Here is a 15,798-nt window from a genome sequence, read left to right as displayed (position 1 = left end):
GGAAAACGTCTGCCAGAGTGGCTGACCCAGGCCTCCAACACCCCCTTCAGGGTGCCGGCTTCATCTCGGAATCACATGCCGGCTTCAAATCGGAATGCCCTGCCGGCTTCGCTTCGGAATACCCCGCCCGCTTCAATCGGAATCCGCACCTTATCGACCGCGTGATGCGATATCGAGAATTGCGCGCAAGGCGGTTCGGATCACAGTGAATTGAGGCTCTATCTCAGGCTGAACCCAATTGCCCAGGGCGACGTGCTCGGCGTCAGCCTCCCCGGCAAACTCATAGACATGCTCCATCAGGGCCTCGATGCTCGGGTCATAATCCGCAGACCGCTCGCCGATCCCGGCAGACATCTCAGGCTTGTTCGTCCTTGCACCATCTCCTCATCTCAATCGGTGAGAGTAGCCGGGCCTCAGGATCTGATGTGGTCAGACTTTTACAACGCCCGCCGCGAGGCAGGCATCCCGATCGGGAACGGTGGCGGCGACCGCAAGTCCTTCATGATGAGCAACGTGCGCCAGGAGGCCAGCCCGCAATGGGTCGAAAGCGTCATGAGATACTTAGAAGCCCAAAAAACCGGGCGAGTACCCCCTCAATAGCCGCCTCAGTCTCGACAGGAAGCTGCTCGCCCTCCTTATCAGGGTCGATCGCCTTCATCAGCGCATAGGCCAAATCATAGATGTCGTCCTGCAGGCCCTCTTTCAGGCCCTCAATCAAGCACTTTCGGGTCGATCTGCATCGTATCCTCCCTCTCAACAGCCGAGATTAGCATGGCCGAAGCGTGGGGGCTGGTCGCCACAAGGACATCGGCCTCACCGCTCATGCCATCCACGAGGCTCGCCTCGTCCGCGATGCCGAGGAGAACTTGGTGTCGTCAGGGACACTAAGTTGATCCGTGCAGGGGCCCGTCCTATCCCGCCAACCGCTTCCACCAGGACCTTGCGGGCCGCTGATCCGTGAGAAGCCTCGTCGCCGTCTCAGCCTGCGAGCGCCATCCGTCGCGCTCCTGCCGGAGGTCATCCACCTGCCGATCGACGCCGGCCTGCATCCCCTGCAGCGCCTTACCCGCGGCATCAAGGGCCGCCAGTTGGACGGGAGGCTCGGGTGTCCTGGATGTCTCGACGGTTCACCATTACTCACCTTCATCCAGTTTGCAGATGCGGAACATCGCGACGGTGACCGCAATGACCAGGAGGCCGATGGGGAGGAGAACTGTCGGGCCTCCATATGCCCAGCCGCCGAGGCAGAGTGTGCCGTGCACGGCGAGGAGGTTGGAGGCCGTGCGGGCGGTCATGCAGCTTTCCCCGCCTTTGATGGCGATTAAGGGAGGTCGGCTTCCAGAACGCCCTGCGCAGCCATTTCCGTAGCCGTACACGGGGACGGACGCCCTCGCGCTGTTGCCCTGCATCACGTCAGTTCGTGGGCAACAAGGCCGGCAGGCCGTCTCCATCGCCATTTGAACTGTAAAAGCCAGCGGCGTATTTGCCCCTACATAAGGGGCGGATCTGCCCCTAACCGAGGTCATTCGCTAGGGGCGCCCGTGCCCCTACTGCGCTAGGGGCGCCCGTGCCCCTACTGTATATATTTCGGTCTAAGGGGCGTATTAAGAGAACACCAGAGCCACCCTGAAACTGCCCTGTCCTGTCCCTGGCCCGGCTTCCAGCAGCGGGCGGCCCTTGGGTGCCTCCTCGCAAGAGCCGCTTGGCCTGATTTTTGGCCTCACGCCGTAGTGGTCGGCCCTCCCGGTCGCGGTGGCGGTGGCCCTCTTACTGCGGCAAGTGCCCTACGAACATGGGCGGCCGATTTTTGGTCTCTACCCGCCGCTATTAAACGACGGGCCTCCTCGCAGGTTTTGACCGTGCGCCACTCATCGGTCGGGTCCATCTGCCGTCCATCTGACCAACGCCCCTTGAGGAAGGTGAGCCGATAGGTCGAAGGCCGGCGCAATGTCGAGATCGAATGGCGGCCCTTCTCTGTGGTGATCAGCAGCCCCACCGCTTCGCATTCGCGGATGGCGGGCGCGATCGAGCGGCCACGGATGCCATGCTCGCAAAAATTCGCGTAGGTGCACTTCAGCTTGTCGGCAGTGTGCCCGCCGTGAGCCATATGCTCGAGCATCAGCCGATCGAGGACGAGGCGAGCGTCGGATGAAACCTCCCGCCATGCTGGCGAAGCCAAAAGGCTCTGAGCGAGCATGACGAATGGTTCCTGGATCGAAGGCCGGGACCGGCGGCTCATGCGGTGTCGCCTCCCTCAGACGAGAGCGACAGGCGCCCCAGCTCGAGGGCCAGGATGCCGATGCTGATGCCCTGCGCCCTGGCGACATCATCGGCGTCGGTGCGATCTTGCCGGGACGCAGGTGCGCTCATGCCGGTAGCGCTCTTGCGGCGCAAGGGCCGCGAGGTGTAGCTTTCCATCTGAAAATTTCCTTTGGGGGAGGTTTTCAAATTCGGCTCGGCTAGGCGTTGGCGCGCTTAGCCGAGCTTTTCATTTTTTGGGCTGGCTGCTCCCGCTTTCATCATCGGAGCGGCCAGCGCGCGGGAGTGTCGAAACATAACGCTCTAGCTCTGCCTGAGAGACAAGCGTGCGTCGACCGGCCTTTATCACCTGCAATTGGTGCTGAGCGATAAGCTGATAGATGCGCGTCTTGCCCAAGCCCAAGTAATCCTGGGTCTGGTCGATACTGAGTAGCCTTTTAAATTGCATAGCTACGTCACCTGAGGTTATGCCTGTGAACTTGCTGACGTTCGCACGAAACCTGCTCCCCAGCAATAATGTACTTGTTTTGTTCGCTATCGCTATTTTCCACCCGCCCTCAGACGCGTAGCTCGCTAGGCGCGATGGAGGCGATGGATTTGGCCGACGCCCCGAAGAGCATCGACGTGGTCCGCCCACCATTGGGCCATGCGGACCCGCTCGTCCCAATATTGGCCGCGCGCATAGGCGCGTCGGCTCTTGTCCACTTCCTCATGCGCGAGCGCGCGCTCGACGGCATCGGCTGACCAGAGCCCGCTTTCGTTTAGGAGTGTGGAGGCCGACGCTCGAAAACCGTGCGCCGTGTGCTCGTCCTTCGAGTAACCCAACCGCCGCAGGGCAGCATTCAATGTGTTCTCCGACATCGCCCTATCGACCGATCGGATCGACGGAAACACAAAGATGCCGTTGCCCGATATCCGGCGCGCCTCAGTTAGGACAGCCAGGGCTTGTGTAGGAAGGGGAATGACATGAGGGCGCCTCATCTTCATTCGCCCCGCTGGAACCGTCCAAACTGCCCGGGTAAAATCGAACTCCGACCACTCAGCGAGCCTCAACTCACCCGGACGAGGAAACAGGAGCGCCATGAGCTGAAGGGCGTATGTCGTCAGGCGCGAACCTTCATAACCATCGACCGCCCGCAGTAGAGCACCGAATGACTTGTTCTCGGTCAGGGCAGCCTGGCTCTTGACTATGGGCGGCGTGAGCGCGCTTCGCAGCGCAAAGGTCGGATCATCCTTCGCGCGCTGTGTCGCGATGGCATAACGGAAAACTTGGCCGATGATCGAGCGCAGCCGTCGAGCCGTCTCTAGCCGCCCACGTGCTTCGACCTTGCGCAGGACCGACAGCACCTCGGCGGCGCTGATTTCTGCAATTGGGCGCTTCCCGATGTCGGGCGCCGCAAGGCTTATGTGCCATGCAAACTTCTCGACAGTCGTCTGCGCCTTGCCGCTCGCTTTCTTCTGCTGCTCCAGCTCGGTAGCGACCACCGCAAAGGTTGTTTCGCGGTTGGCTTTGCCAGTCAGCTTCTCCAGGCGCTTGATGGCGCCAGGGTCTTTACCTTCGCGGAGAAGCGTCTTTGCCTCCTCCCGCTTGGCGCGGGCCGAGCGCAGATCCACAGCCGGATAGGGGCCGATCGCGAGCTTCTTCTGTTTCCCATCGAAACGATATGCGAGGCGCCAGAGCTTTGCGCCACGCGGCTCTATCCACAACTGCAAGCCGCCACCATCCGAGAGCTTCACGGTGCTCTCGCGGGGTTTGGCGCTTCTGATAGCTACATCCGTCAGTGGCATTTGTTGGCCCGAGAAATCCGGCCTGTTGGCCTATGCGCTCCAGAGGGCCAACAATTTTCGCGACTGTCAACGCATGAGGACGCACGCCGACGAACGCAAAGCCAAGCAATCATGGGTGTTTTAAGAGAGCATCGCACGCCAGCGTACGCTGGCGAACGGCGATGTGGTGCCCCTGGCCGGGATCGAACCAGCACTCCTTGCGGAACTCGATTTTGAGTCGAGCGCGTCTACCAATTCCGCCACAGGGGCCCAAGCATGAGGCCGCCGGTCCTTCGACCGCGGTACATGCCCTCAACGGGCCGGCGGACTATAGCGATGGCGCGCGCGCGGTCAACGGATCGTGAGCAGGCATTGTGCAGAGCTGTGAATGATGGACAGCCTGACGCCATCGGGGCTAGACAGCCTCGATAGCGAAGCCAGCCCGGTGGGTAGGCAACGCTCGCCGGAAGATGGTCTTTGCTCGCTCAGGCGCGCGGAACGGCTATCGCCCGCTCCTGAGGACTGAACAGCCGCATGTCGGCCCTCATCGGGCGGCGCGCACCGGTGCATGAGCATGTTTCGACGCCTCTATGAATGGACCATGGCGCTCGCCGCCAGCCCGCGCGCACCCTATGCGCTGGGTGCCGTCTCCTTCGCGGAAAGTTCCTTCTTCCCGATTCCGCCCGACGTGATGCTGGTGCCGATGGCGCTCGCCAGGCCCCAGAAAGCCTGGTTCTATGCCGGGATCTGCACAGTGACCTCGGTGCTCGGGGGACTGCTCGGTTACGCGATCGGTGCGTTGCTTTATGATTCGCTCGGTCAGTGGATCATCAAGCTCTACGGCCATGGCGACGGGGTCGAGGCCTTTCGGGCGGCCTATGCGCAGTATGGTGCCTGGATCATCCTGCTGAAGGGGCTGACGCCGATTCCCTACAAGCTGGTGACGATCACATCGGGCTTTGCCGGATACGATCTGCTCTGGTTTGTCGTGCTCTCGATCATCACGCGCGGGGCCCGGTTCTATCTTCTGGCCGGGTTGCTCAATCGGTTCGGCGGCCCGATCCGGCGCATTCTCGACGAGCATTTCACCACGGCGATGATCGTCCTGGTCGTTGGGATCGTGGGCGGCTTCTTCGCCTTCAAACATCTGTTCCCGGCGGTATGATGCAATGCCCGGCAGCGATTCCCGGCTCGACATGCTGATGCGCCCGATGCGGTTGATCCTGCTCCTCGGTCTCGGTTCGACGGCCCTGATCGCCGGAGCATGGTGGTCGCAGCTCGTCTGGCATCTCGTGCCCTGCAAGCTCTGCCTCGAGCAGCGCATTCCGCATTACGCCGCCATGGCGCTTGCCGTCGCGGCGCTGGTGGTCGCTCGTTCGCGTGCCTTGCAAATGGCGGTGCTCGCGGGCTTCGCCGTGCTGATGCTCTGGAGCGCCGGGCTCGGCGCCTATCATTCCGGTGTGGAATGGGGCTGGTTCCTCGGGCCGAATGATTGCGGCGGCGGTGCCCCGGCGGCTGCCGCAGGCGTCCAGGATTTCATGAAGCAGCTTCAGACCACGCGTGTGGTGTCCTGTGGCGAAGCAGCGTGGCGGTTTCTCGGATTGTCCCTGGCGGGCTGGAATGCTCTGGCTTCGCTGGGGCTTGCCGCCCTGGCCCTGCTGGGCCTGATCAAGGCCTCGAAACAAGGCGGATAATCCGCACCGAGCATCTCAGGGTTCGAGTTCGGAATCCCAGTAGAGATAGTCGAGCCAGCTTTCGTGCAGGTAGTTCGGCGGGAAGAGCTTGCCGTTGCGGTGCAGGTCGTTGACCGTCGGCGCGAAGGGCCTTTGCAGAGGCAACATGCCGACGACGGTCGGCATCTTGTCGCCCTTGCGCAGATTGCAGGGCGAGCAGGCCGCGACCACATTGTCCCAGGTCGTCAGGCCGCCCTTCGAGCGCGGCACGACATGGTCGAAGGTGAGTTCGTCGCGCGTGCCGCAGTACTGGCAGGAGAAGCGGTCGCGCAGGAAGACGTTGAAGCGGGTGAAGGCGGGGGTGCGGGACGGCTTGATATAGGTCTTCAGCGAGACGACCGACGGGAGCTTCATGTTGAAGCTCGGGCTGTGCACGATCGTGTCGTATTCCGAGACGATGTTCACCCGGTCCATGAAGACTGCCTTGATGGCGTCCTGCCAGCTCCAGAGCGAGAGAGGGTAGTAGCTCAGCGGCCGAAAATCGGCATTGAGCACCAGAGCCGGACAGCCATCCGGAGAGGCCATCGGATGCATCACATGCGCCGTCAAACCCGTCGCACCTCCGCTGATCGAAGCAGGACGAATCCTGCTCACAGCTCAATGTACGCGCGAGACGACAGGAATGTGAAGATGCCGCAGTGCGAAGTTGATGTGCGTCATAGTGGCCGGCCTTGAGCCGGCCGACGCCATCCATTCCGAATTCTGGGGCGATACCCGGCTTAATGCCCGGGTCGGGATGCCGGTCAGCGGGTAGGGACCGGCTTTTCCCCGCGATAATCGTAGAAACCGCGCTTGGTCTTGCGGCCGAGCCAGCCGGCTTCGACATATTTTACCAGCAGCGGGCAGGGGCGATATTTCGAATCCGCCAAGCCATCATGGAGCACCTGCATCACGGAGAGGCAGGTATCGAGGCCGATAAAGTCGGCAAGCTGGAGCGGACCCATCGGATGATTGGCGCCGAGCTTCATGGCGGTGTCGATCGCCTCGACCGAGCCGACGCCCTCATAGAGCGTATAGACCGCCTCGTTGATCATCGGCAGCAGGATGCGGTTGACGATGAAGGCCGGGAAATCCTCCGAGACCGTCACCGTCTTGTGCAGCTTGCTGATGAAGCTGCGGGCCGCCTCGAAGGTATGGTCGTCGGTGGCGATGCCGCGAATCAGCTCGACGAGCTGCATCAGCGGCACGGGGTTCATGAAATGGATGCCGATGAAGCGCTCCGGCCGGTCGGTCGCCGCGGCAAGCCGGGTGATCGAGATCGACGAGGTGTTGGACGCAAGCATCGTCTCCGGCTTGATATGCGGGCAGACGGCTGTGAAGATCTTGCGCTTGACCTCCTCGCTTTCGGTCGCGGCCTCGATGATCAGGTCGCAGTCGCCAAGCCCTTCCAGGGTCGGCGTCGCGACGATCTTGGCCATGGCTTCGCGCCGTAGCGAGTCATCCATGGCGCCTTTGCTGACCTGACGCGCCATATTGCCGTCGATCGTCGCCAGAGCGGCCTTGATGCGGTCCTCGGCGAGGTCGTGCAGCCGGATGTCGAAGCCAGCGACGGCCGCGACATGGGCAATGCCGTTGCCCATCTGCCCCGCGCCAATGATGCCGATCGTCTTGATCGCCTGGTCCGACATGTCCTGATCCATCTTTCGTCTGATCGCCTTCATCGTGAAAGCGACGCGGGCCGCCCAGAGCAAGCGGCCCGGATATCACATTCGTGCCGCTGGCGTCAGCGGCCGATCGGTCAGCGCCCGATCTTGGCGAGTTCGGCCGCAAGCTCGGGCATGATGGTGAAGAGGTCACCGACGAGGCCGTAATCGGCGATCTGGAAGATCGGGGCTTCCTCGTCCTTGTTGATGGCGACGATGACCTTCGAATCCTTCATGCCGGCGAGATGCTGGATCGCGCCCGAGATGCCGACGGCGATATAGAGGTCGGGCGCCACGACCTTGCCGGTCTGGCCGACCTGCCAGTCATTCGGGGCATAGCCGGCATCCACCGCGGCGCGCGAGGCGCCCATGGCGGCTCCGAGCTTGTCGGCGACGGGTTCGATCACCTTGCCGAAATTCTCGGCCGAGGCGAGCGCGCGGCCGCCCGAGATGATGATCTTGGCCGACGCGAGCTCCGGACGATCGGACTTGGCGACTTCCTCGCCCTTGAAGCTCGAGGTGCCGGCGTGCTCGGCAGCGGCAACCGCTTCGATCGGCGCGGTCGCGCTGCCGTCGCCGGTCGCCGCGAAGGACGCGCCGCGCACGGTGAGCACCTTCTTGGCCTCGCTGCTCTGCACGGTCTGGATCGCGTTGCCGGCATAGATCGGACGTTCGAAGGTGTCGGGCGAGACGACCTTGGTGATTTCCGAGATCTGCATCACATCGAGCAGGGCAGCGACGCGCGGCATCACATTCTTGCCGGTCGTGGTGCCCGGCGCGACGATCGCGTCGTAGGGGCCGGCCAGCGAGACGATGAGGGCAGACAGCGGTTCGGCAAGCCGGTGCTCGTAGGCAGCATCGTCGGCCAGCAGCACTTTCTCGACGCCGTCGAGCTTGGCTGCGGCCTCGGCAACCGCCTTGCAGCCCGTGCCGGCGACCAGGATATGCACAGGCGCGCCGAGCGCCTTGGCGGCGGTCAGGGCCTTGCGGGTGGCCTCGTTGAGGCTCTTGTTGTCGTGCTTGGCGAGAAGCAGCGTCGTCATGATTCAGATAACTCCTGCTTCATTCTTCAGCTTGGAAACCAGCTCGGCGACCGAGCCGACCTTGACGCCGGCCGATCGGCTTGGCGGTTCGGTGGTCTTCAGGACCTTGAGGCGCGGCGCGATGTCGACGCCGAGCGCTTCGGCGGTGGTCTCATCAAGCGGCTTCTTCTTGGCCTTCATGATGTTGGGCAGCGAGGCGTAGCGCGGCTCGTTCAGTCGCAGATCGGTGGTCACGATCGCCGGCAGCTTGAGCCCCACGGTCTGCAGGCCGCCATCGACCTCGCGGGTGACATCGACCGAGCCATCGCCGATCATCACCTTGGAGGCGAAGGTGCCCTGCGGCCAGCCGAGCAGGGCGGCCAGCATCTGGCCGGTCTGGTTGCAGTCGTCGTCGATCGCCTGCTTGCCGAGAATGACGAGCTGAGGGCTTTCCTGCTCGACGATCTTCTTCAGGAGCTTGGCGACGGCGAGCGGCTCGATCGTGCCCTCGGCCTTCACCAGGATGCCGCGATCGGCACCCATGGCGAGACCCGTGCGGATGGTTTCCGCGGCCTGCGCCGGGCCGATCGAGACGACGATGACCTCGGTCGCCTTGCCGGCTTCCTTCAGCCGCAACGCTTCCTCGACGGCGATCTCATCGAACGGATTCATCGACATCTTGACATTGGCAAGCTCGACGCCGGAGCCGTCCGCCTTCACGCGGATCTTCACATTGTAGTCGACAACCCGCTTGACGGGCACAAGGATCTTCATCGTCGCTTCACCGTTCGGGAGAGATACGATCGAGGCCGCGCCGCGCGACGCGGCAGGATGACGGCATCGTGGCTCTCGGCTGGAATGCCGGGGGACCGTAGCGATGGCTGTTTAGGCTTGTCAACGCCGCCAAAGTCGCGGGCGTCACCCTCTTGCAGCGCGCCCGAACAGCCCAACGCCGCGATGGATGAAGATCGGGGTCAGCGCCGCGCCGGTCGCAAGCCCGCCCAGATGCGCCCACCAGCCGACATTGCCCTGTGGGTCGACGAAGGCTGACATGAACTGGAAGAGGATCCAGGCGCCGAGCGCGTACATCGCCGGGACGTGCAGCGGGATCCATTTGAAGGCGAGGCCCCAGATCCGGACCTGCGGATAGAGCATCAGATAGGAGGCGATAACGCCCGAGATCGCGCCCGATGCGCCGATCAGCGGCTGCTCCGACCCAGGATTCATGACGGCATGCGCCAGCGACCCGGCCAGGCCGCAAAGAAAGAAGAAGGCCAGAAAGCGGAAATGGCCCATCGCGTCCTCGACATTGTCGCCGAAGACCCAGAGGAACAGCATGTTGCCGACGAGATGGGCGAAGCTCGCATGCAGCAGCACATTGCTGAACAGCGTCAGCCAGGCCGGAGCCTGCATGATCTCGATGGGCAGTTGCGCGGTGCCGAAGAAGACGGAGGGGATCAGGCCGAAGCCGGCCATGACGGCGATCTCTCCCGGCGGTTCGTGCAGGATCCAGATCGCGAGATGGATGCCGATGCAGGCACTGATCAGGGCATAGGTCACATAGGGCGCGCGCATGAAGCGCAGCGGAACGCCGTCATGCAGCGGTACGAACATGTCCGGCTCTAGCGGTTCTGCCCGGGAACCCAGAGCACATCGCCCCCGGCCCTGGCATTGAGGAAACGGGAGGCAACGAAGAGGAAGTCCGAAAGCCGGTTGATGTATTTCAGCGCCGGCGCGGAGACGCGCTCCCCCTCGGTCTGGGCGAGCTCGACCATCAGGCGTTCGGCCCTCCGGCTGACCGTGCGGGCGAGGTGAAGATAGGCGGCTGCCGGTGTTCCGCCGGGCAGGACGAAGGAGCGCAACGGGGCGAGCGCCGCGTTCAGCTGATCGATTTCCGCTTCGAGGCGGTCGACCTGGGCCTGGACGATGCGCAGCGGCTCATAGGCGAGCGTCTCGCCGGTGTCGGGCGTCGAGAGATCGGCTCCGAGGTCGAAAAGATCGTTGGCGATCCGTCCGAGCATGGCATCGACCTCGCCATCCTCGGTTGCTGCATGCAGCCGTGCCAGTCCGACGCAGGCATTGGTCTCGTCGACGGTGCCATAGGCTGCGACGCGCAAGTCGTATTTCGGCCGGCGTGGGCCGGTTGCGAGCCCGGTCGTGCCGTTATCCCCAGTGCGCGTATAGATGCGATTCAGCTTGACCATGACGCGTTATAGCGCGTCGCGTCCGCAACGAAAGGCTTGGAGCACCACAGCCTCCACCCTGCCGAGATGCTTTCGATCATCGGACCGAAACTCTTATCCGGTCAGGCGATCCAACTTTCTGTGTCCGCGTCAGCATTCCCGAAAGCCGCAATCCGCTCTTCGGGCCGATGCTCCAGCGAAGGGTCAGAAGGTGTAGCCGAGCTTGGCGCCGAAATTGGCCGGGCCGCGTGGCTTGTCCTTGTCGGAGCAGCCGGTGGTGCCGAATTGTTCGAGCGTCGCGATCAGACTCCAGCGATCGCTGAGGCGAACACCGAGCGCCGCAGCACCGCGCGTGCCGGTATCGCAGCCGACGACGAGTCGGTTCTCCGGGACGACCGCACCGGTCTTGCCGTCATTGACGGCGGCGCCGAAGCTGGCTTCGACGAAGACATTCTTCGAGAGATCGACGGTCCAGGTCGCGCCCGCATAGGCATAGCGCGTGCCATTGAAATTGATGCTGGAGCCAAGATGGAAGCGCGGCACGAAGGCCGAGGCGATGCGGTCATTAAGCGGGATGACGCGCGGCGTCACCACCTCGCCATTGAAGTTCAGCAGTCCGCTTTCGCGGCCGCTCGGATTCGCCGGTGCAATGCCGAGGCGCGCTTCCCAGGACGGAACGGGGGTTTCGGTTGCGGGGGCGTAGCTGGAAACTCCGGAAGGCAAGGCCTGCGACTGCGACTGGGCAGGCGAGGCAGCCAGGAAGCCGGCAAGGATCAGCAACGCGACGCGCGGCATGGGCTACAGGTTCTTTTTATCGTTTGAACGGACGTTAGTGAAACGCATAGACTCGTGTCCAGAATGCGGCAAGCGCGGTTGGGACCCCTGGAGGGTTATGCAGAATATCTGATTTATCAAAAGCTTACGCACCGTCAGTCAGAGCTGTCGCGTCCGCTGAAAAGTGAGACGGGCTCAGCCTCCGCGCCACCAGAGCACGCCGATGATCACCAGAATCGCGACGAATTGCAGCACCACGCGCAGTCGCATCAGGTTCTGCGATGTGTTGGCGCTACCGCCGCGCAGCATGTTGGCGAGACCCAGCAGCAGCACCAGGGCGACGGCGCCGACTGCGATGGGGACGAGCGATCCGGAAATGGTCATGCGCGAGATTTAGAGTGCCGCCGCGCGCTTGACCAGTGGAAGCGCCACTGAGACCGGCGGCGCCCTCAGCGATAACGCCGCTGCACGATCAGGTGGGCCGCCACGGTCAGCAGGAGCGTCGCCGTCATCAGGATGAAGGAAATCGCACCGCCGAAGGGCCAGTTGTTCTGTTGCGCGAATTGGCCATAGACGAGTGGCCCCATCGTCTGGAACTTCGGGCCTCCGAGCAGAACTGGGGTCGCATAGGCATTCATCGCCAGGATGAAGGTCAGGATCGTGCCAGCGAGAATCCCCGGGAGTGCCAGTGGCCAGAGGACGCGGCGGAACATCGCGACGGGGCCGGCGCCCAGGCTGAACGCTGCCTCCTCGACATTGCGGTTGATACCTTCGATGACGCTCTGCAGGGTCAGCACCATGAAGGGCAGGTTGACCGCGACGATGCCGATGATCACGGCCGTCTCGGTGAACATGATCTCGATCGGCTGATTGATCAGGCCGAGCCCCATCAGGGAGGCGTTGAGCGCGCCTTTGTTGCCAAAAGCGGTCATCCAGCCGGCGGCACGAACCGCGTTGCCGACGAACAGGGGGAGCACGACGGCCATGATCAGCAGGTTCTTGAACCGGCTTTCGGTGCGCGCCAGCACATAGGCCAGGGGGAAGCCCATGATCAGGCAAGCGATGGTGCAGATTACCGCGACGCGCACGGTGCGCATGAGCACGTTGAGATAATAGGTGTCGGTGAAGAACTTGACGTAGTTCTCGATGGTCAGTCCGTCGACCATGAACTGGCCCGGAATGAACTGGTTCAGCGAATAGCGGAACAGGATCGCGACCGGGCCGATCAGCCCGATCGCGACGAAGATGGTCGCCGGCACGACGAGCGCCCCGGCAAGTCCGGTGCGGCCGCCCGCAACAGCTTCGGGGGCAGTCGTGCTCATGGCCGCATCACGCCTTGAAGACCTTGTCCCACCACTCCTTCATCGCCGAATCGTTCTTGGCGAGGAAGCCGTAGTCGAGATCCTTGAGGCGCTTTTCCTCTTCGGGCGTGAAGCCGATGCGCTTCTGCAGGGCGGCCGCGACATTGAGACCGGTCACAGTGCCGTTATAGCCCATATCGACTGCGAAGGCCTCCTGAGGCGCCTTCTCGAGCATGGCGTTCATATAGGCGTAGGCATTCTCCTTGTTCGGAGCATTCTTCGGGATGACGAAACCGGAGACATAGGCCGGGATGCCTTCAACCGGGGAAACCGCCTCGCAGGGAATGCCGGCATCCTGCCACTGGACGACGCGCGCTTTCCAGATCGCGCTGATGCCAACCTCCTCGTTCTTCATGGCCTGGGCGAAGGCCTCGTTCGTCGGGTAGACGCGCGCGCCCGTCTTCTTGACGGCGAGCAGAACCTCCTTCGCCTTGTCGAGGTCGTTCATGCTGGCGCCGTTCGTTGCGGCCATCGAGGCGGCGACCATGATCGACTGATACTGAATGTCGATGAAGCCGATCTTGTTGCCCCATTTCGGGTCGAGCCAATCCTTGAAACCGGTCGGCGCGGGGCTGATCAGCTTGGGATTGTAGATGACGACGTTGCCGGAATAGATGTGCCCGATGCCATAGGGGTACTTCATCGTCGGCAGCAGGTTCTTGGCGTTCGGGATCTTGGAGAAGTCGAGCTGCTCCACGACGCCGGCCTCGTTCATCTCGTACATGTTGGCGGCCGAGAGCCCGTGGATGTCGACCGTGCCGCGCGGCAGGCGACGCTCGGCGACCATCTTGGCGCGGCGTGGGGCGTCGCCGGCCTGGTCCTGCAGGACCTCGATGCCCTTGGGCTTGAGGATCGGGTCCTCGATGTTCTTGGTGAGGAGGCGGGCATAGTCGCCGCCCCAGGTTCCGACCACGACCTTGCCGCCTGACTGGGCCAAGGCCGGACCGCCCAGCGCCGCGGCGCTTGCTCCCGCCGCGAGACCTTGCAGGACATGGCGCCTGTTGATCGAGTTCATATGAGTTCTCCCCTGTTGGACGCCTGTCGAGCTAGAGACCGTGATCGAGCCATGTTCGGACGGAGAGCCGCAATGCGCCTTTCCCGATCATGGCCTTACGGCTCGCGCGGATAGACGAGCCCGGCGTCTTCGGCCCAGCCTATCGTGATAGTGTCGCCCGGCTTCGGCTCGATGCTGCCTTGGCGGTTCGGGAGCTGCAGCAGCATCCGGTCGTGCTCGGAGAGACGGACATCGATATCGAGCAGCGCGCCGAGATAGGAGACGTGCTCGACACGGGCCTCGAAGCGATTGACGCACGCTCCGGCCTCGGCTGCCACCGAGATGCGCTCTGGTCGAAGCGCGAGTGTCGCCGCTCCCGTGCCACTCGCCGCGCCGACAGTGATGTCGAGCCCGCCGAGGCTGCGGAAGCGGCCAGGCGTTGTGGTTTCCCCGTCGAGGAAGGCGCTGCGGCCAATGAAGCCCGCGACGAAGCGGTCCGCCGGCTTCTCGTAGAGTTCGCGCTGGTTGCCGATCTGCCGGACCTTGCCCTTCTCCATCACCACCAGCCGGTCAGCCATGGTGAGCGCCTCCTCCTGGTCGTGAGTGACCATGATCGTGGTGAGGCCGAGCTTGCGCTGCAGGTCGCGGATCTCGACCCGGACCTCCTGCCGGAGTTTCGCGTCGAGATTGGAGAGAGGCTCGTCGAGCAGCAGCACGTCGGGTTGCATCGCAAGCGCGCGGGCGAGCGCCACTCGCTGCTGCTGCCCCCCCGAGAGCTGGCGCGGGTAACGCTCGTCGAAGCCTGAAAGCTGCACGAGACGGAGCGCCTCCGCGACGCGCGGGGCGCGGTCGGCGGGAGGGACCTTGCGCATCTCGAGGCTGAAGGCGACGTTCTCGGCGACGGTCAGATGGGGGAACAATGCGTAGCTCTGGAAGACCAGGCCGCAATTGCGCTTCCAGGGCGGCAGCACGGTGACGTCGCGCTCGCCGATGGTGATCGTGCCGGCGCTCGGCGGCACAAAACCGGCGACCATGCGCAAGGTCGTGGTCTTGCCGCAGCCGGACGGACCGAGCAGGACCAGGAACTCGCCATCGGCGATGTCGATGGTGACGTCGTCGACGGCGTTGAAGTCGCCATAGACCTTCTGGAGATGGGTGAGCGAGAGCCGTGCCATGGGTCAGACCACCCGGCTCAGCTTGACGTAACGGTCGGTGATGATCATCGCGGTGCCGATCAGAACGATCTGGATGACGGAGGCGGCAGCAACCGTCGGATCGATCTTCCATTCGAGATATTGCAGGATCGCGATCGGCAGGGTCGTGCGGCCCGGTCCGACGAGGAACAGGCTCATTTCGAGATTGCCGAAAGAGGTGACGAAGCCGAACAGGCCGGCTGCCACGATACCCGGCCGGATGCTTGGCAAGGTGACGCGCCAGAAGGTCTTCCAGGGACCGGCGCCCAAATTCTGAGCAGCTTCCTCGATGGTGCGGTCGAAGCCGGCAAGGCTTGCCGTGACCAGCCTGACGACCCAGGGCACGACCACGAGCGTATGGGCCGCGATGAGGCCGCCCGCCGAGCCCAGGACCGGCCAGCCGGTCGCGATCTCGGTTTCGATCTGGAAGACATAGAGTGCGGTGCCGAGCACGATGCCCGGCATCACCAGCGGCAGCAGCAACAGGGTATTCACCAGCGGGCCTAGAGGGATGCGGTGGCGGACGAGCGCTAGGCTCGCCGGGACCCCGAGCGCCAGTCCGATCAAGGTCGCCAGCACGCCGACCTGCAGGCTGAGAATGAAGCCGTCGACAAAGGCCTTCTGCCCGGGAACGGCCGCAAACCATTTCAGGGAGTAGCCTTCGGGCGGGAAGGACGGAATCTCCTGCCGGAAGAAGGCGAGCCAGATCACGAAGACCAGCGGCAGCAGGATGAAGCCTAACGACAGGCCGGCAGCGCCATTCAGCGCGATTCGGCCGAAGCTTGGGCGCTGGGCGGCGCTCAAGCGGCGAATCCAGCCCGGCCATCGGCCAGCCGCGATGACCACGCCGGGCGTGTTGTGTTGTGGTC

Annotated in this window: 20 protein-coding genes and 1 tRNA gene; 2 read left to right on the top strand and 19 right to left on the bottom strand. The window is 63.4% G+C overall.

Going from position 1 to position 15,798, the window contains the following annotated elements:
- Positions 1–550: 550 nt before the first annotated feature.
- The 7 genes from AC1DGP_RS22460 to AC1DGP_RS22430 form a co-directional block, all read right to left on the bottom strand.
- A complete protein-coding gene (locus AC1DGP_RS22460) occupies positions 551–718 on the bottom strand; it encodes a hypothetical protein (RefSeq protein ID WP_476768894.1) in 168 nt (55 codons plus the stop codon).
- A gap of 415 nt (positions 719–1,133) precedes the next feature.
- On the bottom strand, positions 1,134–1,295 hold the full coding sequence (locus AC1DGP_RS22455) for a hypothetical protein (RefSeq protein WP_476768895.1): 162 nt from the start codon (positions 1,293–1,295) through the stop codon (positions 1,134–1,136).
- A gap of 425 nt (positions 1,296–1,720) precedes the next feature.
- Positions 1,721–2,197: a hypothetical protein gene (locus AC1DGP_RS22450; RefSeq protein ID WP_476768896.1), complete on the bottom strand. Its 477-nt coding sequence runs from the start codon at positions 2,195–2,197 to the stop codon at positions 1,721–1,723.
- Positions 2,198–2,235: 38 nt separating this feature from the next.
- The gene (locus tag AC1DGP_RS22445) at positions 2,236–2,418 is read right to left on the bottom strand and encodes a hypothetical protein (protein ID WP_476768897.1); all 183 of its coding nucleotides are present in this window, start codon (positions 2,416–2,418) and stop codon (positions 2,236–2,238) included.
- 70 nt (positions 2,419–2,488) lie between these two features.
- Positions 2,489–2,707, bottom strand: coding sequence for a helix-turn-helix domain-containing protein (locus tag AC1DGP_RS22440; RefSeq protein WP_476832536.1), 219 nt, complete (start codon positions 2,705–2,707; stop codon positions 2,489–2,491).
- A gap of 125 nt (positions 2,708–2,832) precedes the next feature.
- Complete coding sequence (locus AC1DGP_RS22435) at positions 2,833–4,047, bottom strand: tyrosine-type recombinase/integrase (RefSeq protein WP_476768899.1); 1,215 nt, start codon at positions 4,045–4,047, stop codon at positions 2,833–2,835.
- A gap of 164 nt (positions 4,048–4,211) precedes the next feature.
- Positions 4,212–4,296 (bottom strand) — tRNA-Leu (locus AC1DGP_RS22430).
- Between the two features lie 304 nt (positions 4,297–4,600).
- On the opposite strand from AC1DGP_RS22430, the gene AC1DGP_RS22425 reads away from it, so the two are divergent.
- Positions 4,601–5,191 (top strand): YqaA family protein, encoded by a 591-nt coding sequence (locus AC1DGP_RS22425; protein WP_441505702.1) that lies wholly within the window; start codon positions 4,601–4,603, stop codon positions 5,189–5,191.
- 4 nt (positions 5,192–5,195) lie between these two features.
- Positions 5,196–5,720, top strand: coding sequence for a disulfide bond formation protein B (locus tag AC1DGP_RS22420; protein ID WP_441505701.1), 525 nt, complete (start codon positions 5,196–5,198; stop codon positions 5,718–5,720).
- Positions 5,721–5,735: 15 nt separating this feature from the next.
- Here AC1DGP_RS22420 and AC1DGP_RS22415 read toward each other — a convergent pair whose 3' ends face one another.
- The 12 genes from AC1DGP_RS22415 to AC1DGP_RS22360 all read right to left on the bottom strand — a co-directional run bounded on the left by AC1DGP_RS22415 (position 5,736) and on the right by AC1DGP_RS22360 (position 15,733).
- Complete coding sequence (locus tag AC1DGP_RS22415; protein WP_069882394.1) at positions 5,736–6,293, bottom strand: HNH endonuclease; 558 nt, start codon at positions 6,291–6,293, stop codon at positions 5,736–5,738.
- Between the two features lie 209 nt (positions 6,294–6,502).
- Positions 6,503–7,387: a 3-hydroxybutyryl-CoA dehydrogenase gene (locus tag AC1DGP_RS22410; RefSeq protein WP_441505700.1), complete on the bottom strand. Its 885-nt coding sequence runs from the start codon at positions 7,385–7,387 to the stop codon at positions 6,503–6,505.
- 110 nt (positions 7,388–7,497) lie between these two features.
- A complete protein-coding gene (locus AC1DGP_RS22405) occupies positions 7,498–8,445 on the bottom strand; it encodes an electron transfer flavoprotein subunit alpha/FixB family protein (protein WP_476768901.1) in 948 nt (315 codons plus the stop codon).
- Positions 8,446–8,448: 3 nt separating this feature from the next.
- Positions 8,449–9,198 carry an electron transfer flavoprotein subunit beta/FixA family protein gene (locus tag AC1DGP_RS22400; RefSeq protein ID WP_476768902.1) on the bottom strand — a complete coding sequence of 250 codons (750 nt, stop codon included), beginning with the start codon at positions 9,196–9,198 and terminating at the stop codon, positions 8,449–8,451.
- A 144-nt stretch (positions 9,199–9,342) separates the two neighbouring features.
- A complete protein-coding gene (locus AC1DGP_RS22395) occupies positions 9,343–10,038 on the bottom strand; it encodes a rhomboid family intramembrane serine protease (protein ID WP_441505697.1) in 696 nt (231 codons plus the stop codon).
- An 8-nt stretch (positions 10,039–10,046) separates the two neighbouring features.
- Complete coding sequence (locus AC1DGP_RS22390; RefSeq protein ID WP_441505696.1) at positions 10,047–10,628, bottom strand: cob(I)yrinic acid a,c-diamide adenosyltransferase; 582 nt, start codon at positions 10,626–10,628, stop codon at positions 10,047–10,049.
- A gap of 183 nt (positions 10,629–10,811) precedes the next feature.
- Positions 10,812–11,402, bottom strand: a complete 591-nt coding sequence (locus AC1DGP_RS22385; protein ID WP_441505695.1) for an acyloxyacyl hydrolase — start codon at positions 11,400–11,402, stop codon at positions 10,812–10,814.
- 174 nt (positions 11,403–11,576) lie between these two features.
- Positions 11,577–11,765, bottom strand: a complete 189-nt coding sequence (locus AC1DGP_RS22380) for a twin transmembrane helix small protein (RefSeq protein ID WP_043233987.1) — start codon at positions 11,763–11,765, stop codon at positions 11,577–11,579.
- Between the two features lie 65 nt (positions 11,766–11,830).
- Positions 11,831–12,703 (bottom strand): ABC transporter permease, encoded by an 873-nt coding sequence (locus AC1DGP_RS22375; RefSeq protein WP_441493191.1) that lies wholly within the window; start codon positions 12,701–12,703, stop codon positions 11,831–11,833.
- A 7-nt stretch (positions 12,704–12,710) separates the two neighbouring features.
- Positions 12,711–13,757 carry an ABC transporter substrate-binding protein gene (locus tag AC1DGP_RS22370; RefSeq protein WP_441505693.1) on the bottom strand — a complete coding sequence of 349 codons (1,047 nt, stop codon included), beginning with the start codon at positions 13,755–13,757 and terminating at the stop codon, positions 12,711–12,713.
- 95 nt (positions 13,758–13,852) lie between these two features.
- Positions 13,853–14,911: an ABC transporter ATP-binding protein gene (locus tag AC1DGP_RS22365; RefSeq protein WP_441493193.1), complete on the bottom strand. Its 1,059-nt coding sequence runs from the start codon at positions 14,909–14,911 to the stop codon at positions 13,853–13,855.
- 3 nt (positions 14,912–14,914) lie between these two features.
- Positions 14,915–15,733, bottom strand: coding sequence for an ABC transporter permease (locus AC1DGP_RS22360; RefSeq protein ID WP_244523418.1), 819 nt, complete (start codon positions 15,731–15,733; stop codon positions 14,915–14,917).
- Between the last annotated feature and the right edge of the window lie 65 nt (positions 15,734–15,798).

It is taken from the genome of Allobosea sp. 05T433, from assembly GCF_056396065.1.
Note: the sequence above shows the minus strand (reverse complement) of the source record. Positions and strands in the feature narration are given on the sequence as shown.